Origin of the sequence: Streptomyces glaucus (genome assembly GCF_039533365.1) — a bacterium.
Lineage (GTDB): Bacteria > Actinomycetota > Actinomycetes > Streptomycetales > Streptomycetaceae > Streptomyces > Streptomyces glaucus.
The window spans coordinates 41639-57927 of the sequence record NZ_BAAATK010000001.1 but is presented as its reverse complement, the minus strand read 5'-3'; the positions used below and the strand labels follow the sequence as shown (position 1 = coordinate 57927).

Genomic DNA, 16289 nt, shown 5'->3' with positions numbered 1-16289 from the left:
GCCCGGCGCCCGGCCTCACCGCATGCGCGTCGCCCACTCCTGCACCTTGGCGATGCGCTGCCGCAGCTGCCCCGCCGTGGCCTCGGCGGCCGGCGGCCCGCCGCACACGCGGCGCAGCTCGGTGTGGATGACGCCGTGCGGCTTGCCGCTCTGGTGGACGTAGGCGCCGACCATCGTGTTGAGCTTGCGGCGCAGCTCCATCAGCTCCTTGTGGCTGACCACCGGGCGCCGCTCGGCGGGCAGTTCCAGCAGGTCGGCCTCGGTGTCCGGCTTCCTGCGGCTGTGCGCGATCTGCCGCGCCTGCCGCTTCTGCAGCAGCAGCTGCACCTGGTCGGGCTCCAGCAGCCCCGGGATGCCGAGGTAGTCCTGCTCCTCCTCGCTGCCCGGGTGGGCCTGCATGCCGAACTCGGCCCCGTTGTACATGACCCGGTCGAAGACGGCGTCGGACTCCAGCGCCTCGAACGGCAGCATGTCCTGTTCGCCGGTGTCCTCGTCCTGCTCCCGGTTCGCCTCCTCCATCTCCTTCTCGGACTCGGCGTACGGGTCCTCCTCGCCGTCCTTCTTGGGCCGGTCGAGGACGTGGTCGCGCTCCTTCTCCATCTCGTTGGCGAAGGAGAGCAGGTCGGGCACGGTCGGCAGGAACACCGACGCGGTCTCGCCGCGCCGCCTGGACCGTACGAAACGGCCGACGGCCTGGGCGAAGAACAGCGGCGTCGAGATCGTCGTCGCGTACACGCCGACCGCGAGGCGGGGCACGTCGACGCCCTCGGACACCATGCGCACGGCGACCATCCACCGGTCGTCGCTGTTGCTGAACTCGTCGATCTTCGCGGAGGCGCCGGTGTCGTCGGACAGCACCAGGGTCGCCTTGTGGCCGGTGATGTCCCGGATGAGCTTGGCGTAGGCGCGCGCGGAGTCCTGGTCGGAGGCGATGACCAGCGCGCCCGCGTCCGGGATGGCCTTCCTGACCTCGGTCAGCCGCCGGTCGGCGGCGCGCAGCACGGCGGGCATCCAGTCGCCGCGCGGATCGAGGGCGGTGCGCCAGGCCTGGCTGACGGCGTCCTTGGTCATCGGCTCGCCGAGCCGCGCCTCGATCTCGTCGCCGGCCTTGGTCCGCCAGCGCATGTTGCCGCTGTAGGAGAGGAAGATGACGGGACGCACCACGCCGTCGGCGAGCGCGGAGCCGTACCCGTAGGTGTAGTCCGCCGCCGACCGCCGGATCCCGTCCGGCCCCTCCTCGTACGTCACGAAGGGGATGGGGTTGGTGTCGGAGCGGAACGGCGTGCCGGTCAGGGCGAGGCGGCGGGTGGCCGGCTCGAACGCCTCCAGGCAGGCCTCGCCCCAGGACTTGGTGTCGCCGGCGTGATGGATCTCGTCGAGGATGACCAGGGTCTTGCGCTGCTCGACGCGGTTGCGGTGCAGCATGGGCCGCACGCCGACACCGGCGTAGGTGACGGCGACGCCGTCGTACTCGCGGCCGAGCGGGCCCGCGCTGTACTCGGGGTCGAGTTTGATGCCCACCCGCGCGGCCGCCTCCGCCCACTGCTTCTTCAGGTGCTCGGTGGGCGCGACCACGGTCACCTGCTGCACGACGTGATGGTGCAGCAGCCAGGAGGCCAGCGTCAGCGCGAAGGTCGTCTTGCCGGCGCCGGGGGTGGCGACCGCCAGGAAGTCGCGCGGCTGCTCCTGGATGTACTTCTCCATCGCCCCCTGCTGCCAGGCGCGCAGCTTGCTGGCGGTGCCCCAGGGGGCGCGGCCGGGGAAGGCCGGGGACAGGTGGTGCGAGTGCGAGGCGGAGCTGGCGGTGGTAGTCACGGTCTCCGTGGGGGTCGGGCGGCTCGGTCGGGCGAGCCCGGTGGCTCGGCTACGTATGACAACCGGGCCACCCTACCGGCGGCCCGCCGCCCGCCACGCGCGGACCCGGCCGGGTCACCCCCGGGTGGGATCCACGTCACAGCGGCCCCGGCCGGAACCGCACGGCTCACTTCTTCCGCAGCCGGGTCGTCACCCACGCCCCGGCCAGCGCGACCCCGGCCATCGGCAGGAACACCGCGGCGAAGGCGGCCGGATGCGAGCCGGCGGCCCCGGCGGCCCCGGTGGCCTCGGCGGCCGCGTGGGTGACCGTGCCGCCGCCCAGCGCGGCGAACGCGGCGCCGCCCGCGGCGAGCAGCAGGACGTTGGACAGGCCGTCGGAGATCTGCAGCGCGGCGGAGTTGGCGCCGGCCTCCTCCGGGGCGGAGAGCCGGAGCAGCAGCACACTGGTCGAGGAGATCACCAGGCCCATCCCGAAGCAGCCGAAGCCCCAGGCCACGGCCACCGTCCAGGCGGGCACGGCGTCGATCAGCACGCTCGGCGCCGCGGCGATCGCGGCGGCCACCAGCAGCATCCCGACCGTCATCAGCCGCTCCCGGTACGGCTCGGCCCGCGGCCGGGACTGCACCCACGAGCCCAGCGCCCAGGTGGCGCCGCCCGCGGCGAGCGAGAACCCGGCCAGCGTCGGGGACAGTCCCCGCTGGGTGACCAGCATCAGCGGCACGAAGGACTCGGCGGCGATGAACGACCCCGCGGCGACGCCGCGCAGCAGCACCACCGACGGCAGCCCGCGCGCCGCCCGGCAGGTGCCGCGCGGCAGCAGCCCGAGGACGGCCGGGACCAGCAGGGCCGCGCCCGCCGCGCCGGGCAGGAGGGAGAGCCAGCGCAGGTCCTGCGCGGCGTACTGCAGCAGCCCGGCGCCCAGGGAGATGCCGAGCGCGAGCCGGATGCGGCGGCCGTCGAAGGAGGCGGGCCCCGTGCCGTCCGCGGATCCCGCGCCGTCCGCAGGGGCCGCCGGGCCGCCCCGACCGGCCGCCTCCACCGGGCCGGCCGCGCGGCGGCGGATCTGCGGCAGGGCGAGGGCCAGCGGGAACACCACCAGCACCGGGATGCCGACGAACACCCAGCGCCAGCCGAGGTGCTCCGTCACCGCGCCCGAGGCCAGCGGCCCCACGATCGACGGGACGATCCAGCCCGCCGCGAACGCCGCCATGATCGCCGGCCGCAGCCGCTCGGGATAGGCGCGGCCGACGACGACGTACAGCGCGACGATCACCAGTCCGCCGCCGAGTCCCTGCACGGCCCGGCCCAGGATGAACAGCCACATGGCCGTCGCCGTCCCCGACAGCAGCAGCCCGGCCGCGAAGGCGGCGATGCCGCAGGTCAGCGCCCCCAGCGGGCCGCGCCGGTCCGACCACTGGCCGGCCAGCACCATCCCGAACAGGCTGGTCGTGAAGTACCCGGAGAACGCGAACGCGTACAGCGCCACCCCGTCCAGCTCCCGCGCCGCGACCGGCATCGCCGTCCCCACCGCCGTCGCCTCGAAGGCGATCAGCAGAACGACGGAGACGATGCCGATGCTCAACGCCCGGTAGGGACGGCTCAGCACGGTCTCGGCGCGCTCGGCGGCCGGGGAGGGGTCGGGTGGGGCGGCGACACCGGTGTCGCGCTGCTCGGAGGCGGTCATGGTCGCCAGGGTAAGGGCCGCGGCCCGCGGTGACCCCTGTCGGGAGACCGTACCGGAACGGGACCTCGGTCGTAGGACCGCCGTACGACCACCGGCCGCCGGACCCCCTGCGCCCACCGCCCGGCTCCCCGTCCCCGGCCGCCCGGCTCCCCGTTCATGAACGGCGTGTGGCAGTCGCATTGCGGCGCCCGCGATTCCCTTGAGCCCTTTCCCCGTCCGGCCCTACGGTCGAGTCACCGAGTTCGGCACGGCGAGGAACCCGAGGAGCCCGAGGAGCCCTTCGCGTCCTTCGGAGTCCATCGCCCCCGACACGGCCGTGTGCCCGAGTGGTTTAGGGACTCGCCTGCAAAGCGAGGTACGTGGGTTCGATTCCCGCCACGGCCTCCCTGGGGCGGGCCACTGTCAGTGGCCCGCCCTAACATGTCCCCGCACATCGTGAGGGGGCTTGAGATGCCGAAGGTGCCCGAGAGTCGGCGTATTGGACGCATGGCGGTCAATGAGGTGCGTGCTCTGCTGGAGCGGCACGGCCACATCGTGCAGGAGATCGACGGCAGCAACGACCACGGCGAGGATCTCCACGTCACCTTCGTCCAGGACGGGCAGCGGACGGAGGACTCCGTGGCCATGCAAGTGAAGGGCGGGGTATCGGTCCGGACCCGGCGTGGTCATCGTGTACCGGTCGGCGACCATGGGGACAACTGGCGCGATGGCAGCCTCCCCGTGCTGGTCGTAGTGCACGATCCCGAGCGGGGCGGGCTCTTCTGGGCCAACGCGACCCGTCAACTCCGCAGAGGCAGGGCGCTGCGCAAGACGGTGAAGTCGATCGTCGTCTCCCGGGAGTCTGTACTGGATGACACGAACGTCGACGCGTTCGTGACGTCCATGCGTCATCGTCTCGCCTGGGAACGTGAGGGCGTCGGCAGATGGGCGGACATGGCGGATGTCGAATTCGCCGCCGGCGACATCGTGAAAGCTTTTGAGAACGAGCATTTCGAGCCCATGGTCTTCTGGCAGCGCCGCGGGGAGCCCCACGCGGTCCTTCTCCACCACGATCTCGACTGGGAACCCGTGGCCATCGAGGAGTGGATGCTCCACTTCAAGCCGATTCCGTTCATCGGGCCAATCATCCTCGACGAAGCGGAAGCACATTGGCTGATGGGCTGCTTCAAGTCCACGGGGTGGTGGCGTAGGCCGATCGAGCAGCCCGATCCGGAGCCCGCCTGAGAGGCCGACGTGCTCACTAAGAACTCCTAACGAAATGATCTTCCGGATGGTTGGATCACTCTGGGACTGATGATCCGGGGGTGCTGGGTGGCTCGGCCGAGGCCATGGGAAGTCGACGATGAGCTGTGGGCGGTGGTCGAGCCACTGCTGCCCAGGGCCGAGCGTCGGGCCCGGCACCCCGGGCACAAGCCGTGTCCTGACCGGCTGGCGTTCCAGGGCATCCTGTTCGTTCCGCACACCGGGACCGCCGGGGAACACCTGCCGTAGGAACTCGGCTTCCGCTCGGGCATGACCTGCTGGCGCCGCCTGGCCGAGTGGACCGAGGCTGGCGTGTGGCCGCGGCTCCACGAGGTCCTTCTCGCCAAGCTTCGCAGTGCGAACGCCCTGAACTTCTCCCGGGCGGCGGTCGGCGGCTCCCACATCAGGGCGTTAAAGGGAGCCTCAAGACAGGACGAAGCCCTGTCGACCGGGACAGGACGGGCAAGCAAACACCACCTGATCACCGACGCCACCGGCATCCCGCTCGCCGTCACCCTGACCGGCGGCAACCGCAACAACGTCACCCAGCTGATACCGCTCCTCCAGACCGTGCCGCCCATGCAGGGCAGGCGCGGCCGACCACGGCGCCGTCCGGACGTAGTGCTGGCCGACCGCGGCTATGACCACGACAAGTATCGCCACCTCGTCTGAGGGCTCGGCATAAAGCCACTGATCGCCTGCCGGGGCAGCGAGCACGGCTCCGGACTCGGAACCCAACGCTGGTTCACTGAGCGCGCATCCACCCATTCGCACTGGTTCCGACGCCTGCGGATCCGCTGGGAGATCCGTGAACGACATCCACGAAGCCTTCCTCACCCTCGGTTGCGCACTGATCTGCTGGCGACGCCTGAACTCAACTGTCGCCCGCTAGCTTTTCTGCAGGGTACGGGTGACATCCGCGATGACGGCGGTCGTCAGCACCCAGCCGAAGGCGATCAGCAGGTAAGCCAGACACTGGAGGCTGCCGTCCGACCAGTACCAGGCCGTGCGCTGCCCCAGACCGCCGATGGGGATCAAAAGGTCAAGCGTGTAGACAAGGGGCTGGAACGGTACGCCTTCGTCTTGTTTGGCCGGGTTGGGGGAGTGAGTGCCGAAGGACAGCGTGCCCAGCAAGGCCAGAGCAAGGAGCCAGCCGCCAGCCAGGGGCGGTAACCGTAACCGACGGTCACGTCGAGCAGGTGCCCCCACGCGCATGGCCGGGGGCAGAACTTAGCGCTGATGGCGCTGCTTGGCCAGGAGTACGCGGCGGGCATCGTCGTCGTGGCCGGCCTTCCGGTACCAACTCTCCAACTGCTCGTAGGGCTGGGGGTTGTAGCCCGGGCTGCGTCGAATCCACGTCACGCGGTGGGCCACGGAGTCCCGCCGCCCCACTGCATCCCTCCGCTCGCCTGCTTCGTCCACCTTGATGGAGCCGTAAACGAAACCGTCCAGCTCCACCATGTCCGGCCAACTGAAGTCGTTGTCGTAGAGGTAGGACACCTGCGCGCCCCGCAGGTCCACGGTGCCAGACGGTTGCCGGGCGAGGGCGAAGTCGAAATCAACTGCCTGCATCAGCAGGGCGGCCAATGACGGGCCGTGGCCGTCGGGCGGCCCGTTCAGGACGGCTCCTTCAAAGGTCAGGCTGTCCGCGATCCGGGCACCCCGCAGCCGTACGGTCCCGTTCGCGATGAACCCGTCAGAGAAGTCGAGCGTCGAAGCCACGGCGTTGTCCAGGACGAGCGCCACCCCGCGCTGGCCGGGGCGTTCCAGTAATGCGCCCCGCATGCGCAGTCCGCCCGACAGCTGTGCCCCTATGAGACGGACTTCACCGTGTGCGATGAACCCGTCGTCGCAGTAGACGCCGCCCTCCGCAACCAGTCCGCCGGCGGACACGGCCCATCCCCCGGGTGCGGTGATCTCGGCGCCGCTGAGGTTCACGGCGCCGCTCACATGGGCGTTGATGAGCGACAAGGCGCTGACCCTGCGGTGGAAGGACGAGGCAGAGCCGCTCGTCACGCGCGAGCGCCGCAGGTCGAGGCGCCTATCGATGCGGATTAAGCCTGCTTCTACGCCCGGCACTCGGCTGCCCACGATCGCAATCGACTGGGCCGACGCTCCTGAGAGGTCTACCCCCTCCTCGAACCAGCAGTCCTCGAGCCAGACGGCATGAGCGATCCGCGCACCGGCCAGGTTGAGGTGCCCGGATATCAGCGCTCCAGCGAGCCTCATGGCCATCCGGGGATGATCCAGCCCGGCCATGCTTCGACGGTACGGAGCAGACCAAGCCTCACAGCGGGCGATCACTGTCGTGCACAGGCTGGGCGACAGGTACTGACCCGGCCCTGAGCAGCGGCTGAGCGCACGCCGGTCGTCGCCTGCGGAGCACGGCAGAGGGCTGGTGTGGAACGTTCCACACCAGCCCCCGTCAGTAGTCGGCCACGCTACTCCTTCACGAAGGAGCCCTGGCCCAGCACGGTGCGGAGCCGTCCCTCGGCCCGCAGAGCGGCCACGGCCTTCTGCACCGTGGAGGGTGCCACGTCCAGTTCGGCCGCCAAGTCGTTCACGGCGGGGAACCTCTCCCCTGGCTTGTACTTCCCCGCGTCCAGTCGGCGGCGCAGTTCATCCGCCACCTGAGGCCACACGGGCACTGACCGGTCAAGATCCATACCTTTGAGAATGCGCGTGACCCCGGATTCACGCGACCGCGTATCTTCGGCACCTCATATATGCGAATACTCGTACGCGCGCATACTCGTCACGCAGCACAACGACAGAGACCCCCGCGACAGCGGCGAACTGTCCGGGGGCGTGGCCCGCACTGACAAGGAGTGCAGACGTGCGAACTCTACTGGCCCTCGTCCCCTCATGGCTCCTGGCCGGGCAAGGCAAGCGCCGCGTCCCCCCTCCCGCCGAGCACACGGCGGGCACGACCGCCGCGGGTTCCCCGAAGCGGCGACTGATCATCTCGCCCTCTCCCCCGACTTCGTGCCGTCGGGACTGGGAGGACCTCCTCGTCGTCAGGGCCGACGGGTCGCCCCTCGTACGGCCGTACCTCGTCGCCCACGAGCGGAAGCAGGAGCGCCGCAGGCAGAGGGACCGGCGACGTGCCGCCGTGCCGGCGACGCTCGGACAGGACTACTTGGCAGGAGTAACCGCATGACCGAGCCGAAGCGGTACCCGAGTGAGCCGGTGGAGCTGCCGGACCGCAGTGACTACCGGGAGCCCGCCCCCGTCGAAGGCTGCGCCGGATGCGTCGAGCTGGCGAAGGTGCGCGACTGGGCCCGGGCCGGTCACGACTACACGACCGTCACCGACTGCAACGTCCTCATGGCCAGGCATCCGGACGGCCACTGACGGTGACCATCGCCGAGGCTCGCGCTGCCCGCCCGTATCACCCGAGGCCACGAGCCGGACGGACGGGCGGCCGGTGAGGTGCGGGCGCGCCGGGACCGCAGACGGCGTAGCGCCTCCTCGAGGTCGTCGTCCCCGAGCGGCTGAGGTGCGGCGGTGGCCCGCAGGGCGGGAGGCCGGCGGAGGCGGGTCCTGCGGCGGCGGTGACACCGGCCGCGGTGACGAAGGCGTGTCTACGGCCGACGCCGGTCCTGATCACGGGATCGGCCTCCCTCTCGTGCCGGTGAGCGGGCGAGCTGCTTGCGGCGGAGCAGGAGGCCTGCGGCTCCGCAGGCCAGGGCGAGCAGCAGCAGAGCGGCGAGAGAGGGGTTGAGGTAGCCGGGCACGACGACGGTGAAGCTGTCGCCGGCGTCCGTGCGGCACACGATCCGCAGCGGGACGAAGTCACCGTGGAACGCGGCCACCCGGGCGCCGTCGGCTTCCCGCGCACATGCGTTGCCGACGCCCTGCCGTCCCAGGAAGGCGACGTGGAGGCAGCCCCACAGGTACAGGGCGAGCACGGCGGCCGAACACAGCGCCGTGACGTCCAGGAGGACCGCGGCGGGCGCGCGCGAACCGGGGGACCGGAATCGGCGCGGTGCCAGGCGTGCCCCCAGGAAGGCGATCAGGCCGATCAGCGCCGGTGGTGCCGCGATCAGGATCGTGAGCAGGACGGTGAAGTCGTGCACCTGGTACGGGTCGGTCATCGGCATGTCGGATCGGACCCCGCGGATCGGTCGGCTGTACTTCTCGAAGATCGCGTATAGCGGCATGCGCGGTTGAGCGTCGGAGAACGCGGGCTCCGCCTGGCCCTGGCAGCCGCGCAGAACCCCGTAGATCCCGCTCTTGGAGCAGTCGAGCGCGGGGCGGCGGGCCGGGATCTCCTCGGCGTCGCCCGGCCTGTGGCGGGCAGTGCCTCCTCGGACGCCGGCGGCTCCTGTGGAAGCTCCGCTGCGGCACCACGCGGATCACCGCCCTCGTCCGCTCCGTCGCCGCCTTCGGACTCACCGCCTGATCAAGGTGGAAAGATCTCGTCGCCCCAGGCTATGCCGGCCTTCTGAGCTGCGTGTTTGTCACGGAGTCAGGTGCCTCTGCCTCAGTCAACCGCAAAGCGAGGTACGTGGGTTCGATTCCCGCCACGGTCTCCGTACGGGCTCCGCGGCCGGCCGCCCGCTCGCGGTGCAGCAGCCAGAGCGTGCAGGCCAGGGTGGAGACGTCCGTGGTCAGCGGGTGCGCCGCGGCCCCGGTCCGGCTCCGGATCAGCACCACGCCCGTCGTCCCGTCGACGAGCAGGCTGCCGCCCCCGGCGAGGTCACCCAGGCGTATCAGGTGCTCGGCGCGGCGGGTCGGGCCGGGGAGCCGGTCCTCCGAGGCGTCGTCCCGCCGGTCGCCCCACCCGTGGTCCAGGCGGTCGTCCCACCAGTGGTCCGCCGGGTCGTCCGCGTCGTGCTCCGCCAGGGTCCGCAGCGGTGCGTCCAGGTCCAGGCGGAGGGGGAAGGCCTCCTCGGGCAGGCCCGCCTCGCGCAGGAAGCGGCGGGTCGGCTCGTGCGTCAGCGCCGCGGGGAAGTCGATCTCCTCGAAGCGCGCCACCCGGCCCCGGCCGAACTCCCGGTCCAGCAGGCGGGCCGGGAGGTCCAGGGCCAGCCCCGACTCCGTGTGCCCGCCCGTCACGACGGCCAGGAAACGGATCAGGTCGGCCGTCCTGCGGAACGACGGCAGGTCACCGCCCGTGCCCAGGCAGGCGGCGAACCGCTCCCGCCACCCGGTCGGCTCGTCCGCCGCCGTCATGAACCGCACCAGCGTCGGCAGCGAGGGCGCGAACAGTACCGGCGCCCTCCCCCGCAGCGCCGACGCCGCCTCCCGCCCGCACCCGGCGTACGGGTCCTCCTCCGGCTCCTCCAGCAGGACCGCCGGCGTACCGGTGTCCGCCGTGCTCGTCGCTCCCCCGTGCATGCTGCTCCCCCGTGCCTGCGTACGTGTGCGGTGTTCCGGGCGGGCCGCGCCCAGCCTCCGGGTCCGGCGGCCGCCCTCACTGCCCAGCAGATTACGCGTCGCCACTGACAACGGCCTCGCAATAACAGACGCGTGGACCGCCCCGCCCGTTGCCTCCCGTACCGGGCGGACTCCCGCGCGGGCCCGACCCATCGGCCGGGCTCCCCCACCGGCCGGACCCGCCGCCCGGATCCACCGGCCGGTGACCACCGGCCGGAGCCTCACCGTCCGGTGACCACCGCGGCCTGCGGGCGGATCGGGAGCCGGTTCACGGGGCGGCCCGTGGCGGCCCGCACCGCGGAGGCGATGGCCGCCGGGGAGGTCACCACCGGCACCGCGCTGACCGCCTTCGCGCCGAAGGGGGCGACCACGTCGCGCTCCTCGACCAGTTTGACGATCCGGATGTCCGGCGCGTCCAGCGCCGTCGGCAGGGCGTAGCCGGTGAGGTCCGGGTGGCGGACCAGGCCGCGGGGCGTGCGCAGGTTCTCGGTCAGCGCGATGCCCACGCCCTGGGTCACGCCCGCCTCGATGCGCGCCGCCAGCTGGGCCGGGTTCAGCACCCGCCCCACGTCCTGGGCGACGGCCAGCTCCACGACCCGTACCGAGCCGATCTCGACGTCGACGTCGACCACCGCGCGGATCGCGCAGAAGGAGATGCTCACGAAGGCGTCGCCCTGGCCGGACTCGTCCAGCGGCTCGGTGGGGTGCGGGCGGCACTGCGCGGTCGCCCACAGCTCCTTGCCGTCCAGCGCCTCCGCCACGGTGGTCGACAGGACGCCGTCGTACGACGTGATCTTGCCGTCGGTGATCTGGAGCAGTTCGGTCGACATGCCGAACTTGTGCGCCAGGGGCTGGAGCAGCTGCGTGCGGACCATCTTCGCCGCCCGTTCCACCGCGCCGCCCGACACCCAGGTGTGGCGGCCCCGGCAGCCCGCGCCGGCCGGCGGCTGGTCGGTGTCGACCGGCGCCACGTGGACCTCCTCGACGCCGAGCGTCTCCTGGACGATCTGCCGGGCGAGCGTGGTGAAGCCCTGCCCCGTCTCCACCGCCGCGCACAGCACCGTCGCCACGCCGTCCTGCACCCGCACGGTGGCCGTGGAGACCTCGTCCGCGCCCTCCGCGCCCAGCATGTGCACCATGCCCAGGCCGTAGCCCACGCCCCGGCGCACCGCGCCCGGCTCGCCCGCGCCCTCGGGGCCGCCGGGCAGCAGCCACTCCTCCTCGGGGGTGTCCTTGGGCAGGGGCGGCAGGGGGAAGTCCCGGACGGCCCGGAGGAGTTCCGCGACCGGCGCGGGACAGGTCACCGTCTGGCCCGTCGGGAGCACGTCCCCGGTGGCCATGACGTTGCGCAGGCGCAGTTCCGCCGGGTCCAGGCCGAGCTTCCTGGCCAGCTTGTCCATCTGCGCCTCGTAGGCGGCGCACACCTGCATGGCGCCCTCGCCGCGCACGTGGCCGGAGGGCGGGTTGTTGGTGCGCACGGCCCAGCCCTCGATGAAGGCGTTCGGGACGACGTACGGGCCGCAGGCGAACGCCACGGCGGCGGCCAGGGCGTCGGAGGAGGTGTCGGCGTAGGCGCCCGCGTCGAGCAGGATCTGCGCCTCGACCTTCACCAGTCTGCCCTCGGCGTCCGCGTGGTGGCGGTAGCGCAGCAGGGTGGGGTGCCGGTGCGCGTGGCCGAGGAAGGACTCCTCGCGCGTGGCGGTCAGCTTCACCGGGCAGCCGGTCTTCAGCGCCAGCAGGCCGAGCGGCAGCTGGAAGCCCTGGTCCTCGCGGTCGGCCGTCGCTCCGGGCACACCGGTGACGACCACCTTCACCCGTTCGGGCTCCAGGCCGTAGCAGGCGGCGGCCGTGTCGCGGTCGGTGTGCGGGTCGGTGGAGGCGAGGTACAGCTCCACGCCGCCGTCCGGGCGGGGCACCGCGAGGCCCGCCTCGGCGCCGATGGGCGCCGGGTCCTGGCGGCCGATGCGGTACAGGCCCTCGACGACGATCTCCCCGGCCGCCGCCGGGTCGCCGTGGCGCAGCGGGATGTGCCGGATCAGGTTGCCGTCGGGGTGCAGCGGCTCGGCCTCGAAGGCCTGCTCCGGGTCGGTCACCGGGTCGAGCACCTCGTACTCGACGATGACGGCGGCGGCGGCCATCCGCGCGGTGTCCGGGTGGTCGGCGGCGACGGCGGCGATGGGCTCGCCGTGGTGGCGCACGACCTCGGAGGCGAACACCGGGCGGTCGGCCTTGCCGCGGCCGTACAGCGGGGTGCCGGGCACGTCCTCGTGCGTGAGCACGGCCCGCACGCCGGGCATCTCGCGCGCGTGGGAGGTGTCGATGGACACGATGCGCGCGTGCGGGTGCGGTGAGCGCAGCACGGCCGCCCACAGCAGCCCCTCGGCCCACAGGTCGGCCGCGTACGGGAAGGTGCCCTCCGTCTTGGCGCGGGCGTCGGCGTGCGGCAGGGAGGCGCCGATGCCGTGCGGGATCGCCTCGGGGGCGGGGGCGGCCTCCGCGGGCTGCGCGGCCTGCGCGGTGGCTGCTTCGTTGCTCACGCGTGGCCTCCGTCCTGGCCGTAGGGCTGGTCATGCGGTCCGGGCGGGCCGGAGGGCTCGAACACCGAGGGGTGGGCGCCGCCGGCGCCCGGGCCCGCCTGATGGGGGATGCGGGGCTCCTCCGCGTCCGTCTCGGCCGCGTCGGCGGCGTGCGCCGCGCGCTCGGCGACCACCTCCTTGACGGCGTTCAGGACGCCCCGGTAGCCGGAGCAGCGGCACAGGTTGCCGCACAGGGCCTGGCGGGTCTCCAGCTCGGTCGGCGCCGGGTTGCCCTCCAGGAGGTCGTGCACGGTCATCGCCATGCCCGGCACGCAGAAACCGCACTGCACCGCGCCGCACCGGGCGAGCGCCCGCTGCACGTCCGACGGCTGCCCGTCGGCGGCCAGACCCTCGACCGTGCGGACCTCGCTGCCCGCCGCGGTCACCGCCGGCACCAGGCAGGAGGCGACGAGCCGTCCGTCGACCTGCACGTTGCAGGCCCCGCACTCGCCCTGCGAGCAGCCGTCCTTGGCGCCCGCGAGCCCGAGCCGCTCGCGCAGCACGTACAGCAGCGACTCGCCGATCCAGGCGTCGGTGACCGGCCGGTCGGTGCCGTTGACGCGCAGCGCGTAGGAGGCGAGGGGGTGCTCCTCGTGCGGGGCGGCGGACTCCGGGTCCTGCTGGGGGGCCGGGTCGTGCGGCGCCTGAGCCTCGGACGCGGGCCCGGCCGCCGCCTGCTCCGGCGGCGGACCGGCCGGGGGCTCGGCGGGGGATTCCGCAGGCTCCTCGGCGGGGGGTTCCGCGGACTCCTCGGCGTGGAGTTCCGCGGACTCCTCGGCGTGGAGTTCCGCGGGCTCCTCGGCGGCCTCCGGAGCGGCTTCCGCGTCCGGGGCCGGGGCGGCGGACTCCACGGGGGGCTCGGCGGGGCCCTGAGCGGCCTCCGCGGGGACCCGGGCGTCCTCGGCCGCCTCACCGGTCCCGGCGGCGGCCGGCACGGCCTCGGCGGGGGGTTCCGCAGGCTCCTCGGCGGGGGGTTCCGCGGGCTCCTCGGCGTGGGGGGCGGCCGGACCGTCCGACGTGGGGGCGGGCGGGGACACCTGGTCGGGAGCGGGCGCCTGTCCAGGGGTGGGCCCGTGGTCGGAGGCGTGCTCGGAGACGGGTTCCTGGTCGGGAGCGGGCCCGGGGAGGGGCGCCTGACCGGGGGCGTGCTCGGAGGCGGGCGCCTGGTCGGGCGAGGACCCGGGGACGGGTTCCTGGTCGGGCGCGTGCTCGGGGGCGGGCGCGGCCGTGCCCGACCCTTCGGGCTGCTCGTACTGCCCGGACTGCTCGTATTCCCCGGACTGCTCGTACTCCCCGGACTGCTCGTACTCCCCGGACTGCTCGTACTGTCCAGGCTGTTCGTACTGACCGGACTGTTCGTACTGCTCGGGCCGGTGCCCCTCGGGTTCCGGGGCCGGGGCGGGTCCGTCCTGTCCCGGCTCCGCGTGTGCGGTGACCGCCTGCTGCTCCGGGGCGTGCCCGGGCGCGGCCGGCTGCTCGTGCTCGTACTCGTGCCCGGCGGCGTGCTCGCCGGCAGGCGCCGGGGACTGCCCGGGTCCGGGCGGGGCCGGCTGCCCGTGGTCCTGTCCGGTGCCGGCGGGCTGCGCGGTCCGCTGCTCCCACGGCTGCCCGGCCTGGGTCGCCCAGGGGGCGGGCGCGCCGCCGGGGAGGGTGGCCGGCGGAGTGCCGCCCCACTGCTCGACCAGGGACGACGTGGTGAACTCACCGGATTCGTCGGGCAGGTCGCCGTCGGCGACGGGGATGGACCACTGCCCGGTGACGTCGTGGCCGGGCGCGGCGGTGGACGGGGTGTTCGGCGCGCTCGCGGGCTCCTCGAAGGTCCACTGCCCGGTGGCCTGCGGGGGGTACGTGAACCGGTCGTTCCCGGCGTGCCGCCCGGTCCCGCCGTGCTCCTCCGTGTGCTGCCCGGCCCCGCCGTGCGGATCGTGCTGCCGGTGGGCGGCGCCGGAGTCGTGCGGCCGGCCGTACGGCTGGGCGTACCCCTCGCCGGAACCGTACGGCTGGGCGTACGACTGGGGGTACGCGGCACCGGAGCCGTACGGCTGGGCGTGGGTGACGTCGGGGTCGTGCGGCTGCTGGTGCGCGGCGTTCGTCCCGTGCTGCGGATACGCGGCGCCGGGGTCGTGCGGGTGCCCGGCGTGCGGATCGTGCGGGTGCCCGGCGTGCGGATCCTGCTGCCCGGCATCCGAGCCGTACCGCTGCCCGTGGTCCGGGCCGTACTGCTGTCCCGGGTTCGGATCGTACTGCTGTCCCGGGTCCGGGGCGTACTGCTGCCCGGTGCCGGGGTCGTGCCACTGGGCGCCGTCGACCGGCGCTCCCGGGGCCGGCCAGACGCCCGTGGCCGCCGGGTCCGTCCCGGCCGTCGCGGCCGGCGCGACCGTTATCTGCGGCGGCACATAGCCGTGGCCGGGCGCGGCGAGCGGGCTGTCGACGCCGGCCAGCAGGGCGTCGACACCCCCCTCGGGGAGCTGGACGAAGGCGGTGGCGCCGTCGTCGTAGTCCCCCTGGGGCAGCGGGTCCCAGCGTCCGCCTCCCTGAGACATGCCCTCTCCGTGCTGCTCGTCGGTCACGAAAGCGCCCTCCCCAGTGCTCGTCGGGCCAGCGCGGCGACGGTGCGCCGCAGGTGCAGTACGGCGGGCGGAAGCTGCGGTACGGAGCCGTCCTCGGCCGGGGCCGGGTCGGGGATGCAGGCCGCGGCGACGTACTCCCCGAAGGCGTTCAGCGCCTCCGGCACGATCGCACGGTTGTTGTCCCAGTCGATGAGCTGGGCGACCCACTGCTCGGCCTCCAGGGGCCTGAGCGGCATCGGCGCTATGGCGCCCACGGCGCACCGGACGCCGCGCCGGGCGGGGTCGAGCACCAGGGCGACGGAGGCGACGGCGCGTCCGGGTCCGGTGCGGCCGGTCGCCTTCAGGAAGACCTGCGGGGCGTGCAGCAGCGGCACGCGCACGTAGCCGATGAGCTCGCCCGCGCGCAGCATCTCCACGCCGGCCAGCAGGTGCGACACCGGGATCTCCCGGCGGGCTCCGCCCGGGCCCGCGATGATCAGCGTCGCCTCCAGGGCGGCCAGCACGGGCAGCGCGTCCCCGGTGGGGGCGGCCGTGGCGATGTTGCCGCCCAGGGTGCCCGCGTTGCGGATGTGCGGCGGGCCGGCGGCGCGCGCGGAGGCGGCGAGCGCGGGGATCAGGGCGGCGAAGTCGGGGCGGCCCATGCGCGCGTGCGTGAGACCGGCGCCGAGCAGCGCGTGGCCGTCCTGGTACTGCCAGCCGCGGATCTCGCTGATGCGGCCGAGCCCGACCAGCGCGGCGGGCCTGAGCTGCCCGGAGTTGACCGCGGTCATGAGGTCGGTGCCGCCCGCCACGGGCACGGCGGCCGGCCGGGCGGTGAGCGCCGCCACGGCCTCGTCCAGCGTCGCGGGCAGCGTGACGGACTGCGCCGCCTGCGGTGCGTGCGTGGTCAAACCGGCTGCCCCTTCCCGCTGCCCCACCTGGTCCCGCCTGTGCTGCCGTACGGTACGTGCTGACAAGGCGGACGTGGCAACTCTGGCACATCTTCGCAGGGCCCGAGGACAGGGGTCCGTCAGGAGGTGT

The 16289-nt window shown here is 73.4% G+C and carries 12 protein-coding genes, 1 tRNA gene and 1 pseudogene; 4 read left to right on the top strand and 10 right to left on the bottom strand.

The genetic code is table 11. The annotated features are described in order from the left end of the window. Positions 1 to 15: 15 nt before the first annotated feature. Positions 16 to 1815 carry a DEAD/DEAH box helicase gene (locus ABD363_RS00230; protein WP_344599256.1) on the bottom strand — a complete coding sequence of 600 codons (1800 nt, stop codon included), beginning with the start codon at positions 1813 to 1815 and terminating at the stop codon, positions 16 to 18. Positions 1816 to 1981: 166 nt separating this feature from the next. After that, complete coding sequence (locus ABD363_RS00225; RefSeq protein WP_344599255.1) at positions 1982 to 3499, bottom strand: MFS transporter; 1518 nt, start codon at positions 3497 to 3499, stop codon at positions 1982 to 1984. A gap of 312 nt (positions 3500 to 3811) precedes the next feature. Here ABD363_RS00225 and ABD363_RS00220 point away from each other — a divergent pair. From ABD363_RS00220 to ABD363_RS00210, 3 genes and pseudogenes are all read left to right on the top strand, one after another. Then, positions 3812 to 3883, top strand: a tRNA-Cys gene (locus tag ABD363_RS00220). A 102-nt stretch (positions 3884 to 3985) separates the two neighbouring features. Further along, positions 3986 to 4723 (top strand): DUF4365 domain-containing protein, encoded by a 738-nt coding sequence (locus ABD363_RS00215; protein ID WP_344599254.1) that lies wholly within the window; start codon positions 3986 to 3988, stop codon positions 4721 to 4723. A 69-nt stretch (positions 4724 to 4792) separates the two neighbouring features. Further along, positions 4793 to 5633, top strand: a pseudogene (locus tag ABD363_RS00210) (IS5 family transposase). On the opposite strand, the gene ABD363_RS00205 reads toward ABD363_RS00210, so the two are convergent. The 3 genes from ABD363_RS00205 to ABD363_RS00195 form a co-directional block, all read right to left on the bottom strand. After that, on the bottom strand, positions 5630 to 5875 hold the full coding sequence (locus ABD363_RS00205) for a hypothetical protein (protein WP_344599253.1): 246 nt from the start codon (positions 5873 to 5875) through the stop codon (positions 5630 to 5632). The pseudogene ABD363_RS00210 and the gene ABD363_RS00205 overlap by 4 nt on opposite strands. A gap of 96 nt (positions 5876 to 5971) precedes the next feature. Further along, positions 5972 to 7000: a hypothetical protein gene (locus ABD363_RS00200; protein ID WP_344599252.1), complete on the bottom strand. Its 1029-nt coding sequence runs from the start codon at positions 6998 to 7000 to the stop codon at positions 5972 to 5974. Between the two features lie 182 nt (positions 7001 to 7182). Next, positions 7183 to 7407 (bottom strand): GntR family transcriptional regulator, encoded by a 225-nt coding sequence (locus ABD363_RS00195; RefSeq protein ID WP_344599251.1) that lies wholly within the window; start codon positions 7405 to 7407, stop codon positions 7183 to 7185. Between the two features lie 490 nt (positions 7408 to 7897). On the opposite strand from ABD363_RS00195, the gene ABD363_RS00190 reads away from it, so the two are divergent. Further along, positions 7898 to 8095 (top strand): hypothetical protein, encoded by a 198-nt coding sequence (locus ABD363_RS00190; RefSeq protein WP_344599250.1) that lies wholly within the window; start codon positions 7898 to 7900, stop codon positions 8093 to 8095. Positions 8096 to 8325: 230 nt separating this feature from the next. Here ABD363_RS00190 and ABD363_RS00185 read toward each other — a convergent pair whose 3' ends face one another. From ABD363_RS00185 to ABD363_RS00165, 5 genes are all read right to left on the bottom strand, one after another. After that, positions 8326 to 8838 (bottom strand): hypothetical protein, encoded by a 513-nt coding sequence (locus ABD363_RS00185; RefSeq protein WP_344599249.1) that lies wholly within the window; start codon positions 8836 to 8838, stop codon positions 8326 to 8328. 337 nt (positions 8839 to 9175) lie between these two features. Beyond that, positions 9176 to 10084, bottom strand: coding sequence for an SUKH-4 family immunity protein (locus ABD363_RS00180; protein ID WP_344599248.1), 909 nt, complete (start codon positions 10082 to 10084; stop codon positions 9176 to 9178). 260 nt (positions 10085 to 10344) lie between these two features. After that, a complete protein-coding gene (locus ABD363_RS00175) occupies positions 10345 to 12660 on the bottom strand; it encodes a xanthine dehydrogenase family protein molybdopterin-binding subunit (protein WP_344599247.1) in 2316 nt (771 codons plus the stop codon). Then, a complete protein-coding gene (locus ABD363_RS00170) occupies positions 12657 to 15242 on the bottom strand; it encodes a 2Fe-2S iron-sulfur cluster-binding protein (RefSeq protein WP_344599246.1) in 2586 nt (861 codons plus the stop codon). Before ABD363_RS00170 ends, ABD363_RS00175 begins: the two co-directional genes overlap by 4 nt. Before the next feature lie 23 nt (positions 15243 to 15265). Further along, positions 15266 to 16159, bottom strand: a complete 894-nt coding sequence (locus tag ABD363_RS00165; protein ID WP_344599245.1) for an FAD binding domain-containing protein — start codon at positions 16157 to 16159, stop codon at positions 15266 to 15268. Between the last annotated feature and the right edge of the window lie 130 nt (positions 16160 to 16289).

Excerpts from the sequence above, each read along its gene's own strand:
- ABD363_RS00225 (WP_344599255.1), bottom strand. The coding sequence starts at position 3,499 with ATGACCGCCTCCGAGCAGCGCGACACCGGTGTCGCCGCCCCACCCGAC.
- ABD363_RS00215 (WP_344599254.1), top strand. The coding sequence starts at position 3,986 with ATGGCGGTCAATGAGGTGCGTGCTCTGCTGGAGCGGCACGGCCACATC.
- ABD363_RS00200 (WP_344599252.1), bottom strand. The coding sequence starts at position 7,000 with ATGGCCGGGCTGGATCATCCCCGGATGGCCATGAGGCTCGCTGGAGCG.
- ABD363_RS00195 (WP_344599251.1), bottom strand. The coding sequence starts at position 7,407 with ATGGATCTTGACCGGTCAGTGCCCGTGTGGCCTCAGGTGGCGGATGAA.
- ABD363_RS00190 (WP_344599250.1), top strand. The coding sequence starts at position 7,898 with ATGACCGAGCCGAAGCGGTACCCGAGTGAGCCGGTGGAGCTGCCGGAC.
- ABD363_RS00185 (WP_344599249.1), bottom strand. The coding sequence starts at position 8,838 with ATGACCGACCCGTACCAGGTGCACGACTTCACCGTCCTGCTCACGATC.
- ABD363_RS00180 (WP_344599248.1), bottom strand. The coding sequence starts at position 10,084 with ATGCACGGGGGAGCGACGAGCACGGCGGACACCGGTACGCCGGCGGTC.
- ABD363_RS00170 (WP_344599246.1), bottom strand. The coding sequence starts at position 15,242 with ATGTCTCAGGGAGGCGGACGCTGGGACCCGCTGCCCCAGGGGGACTAC.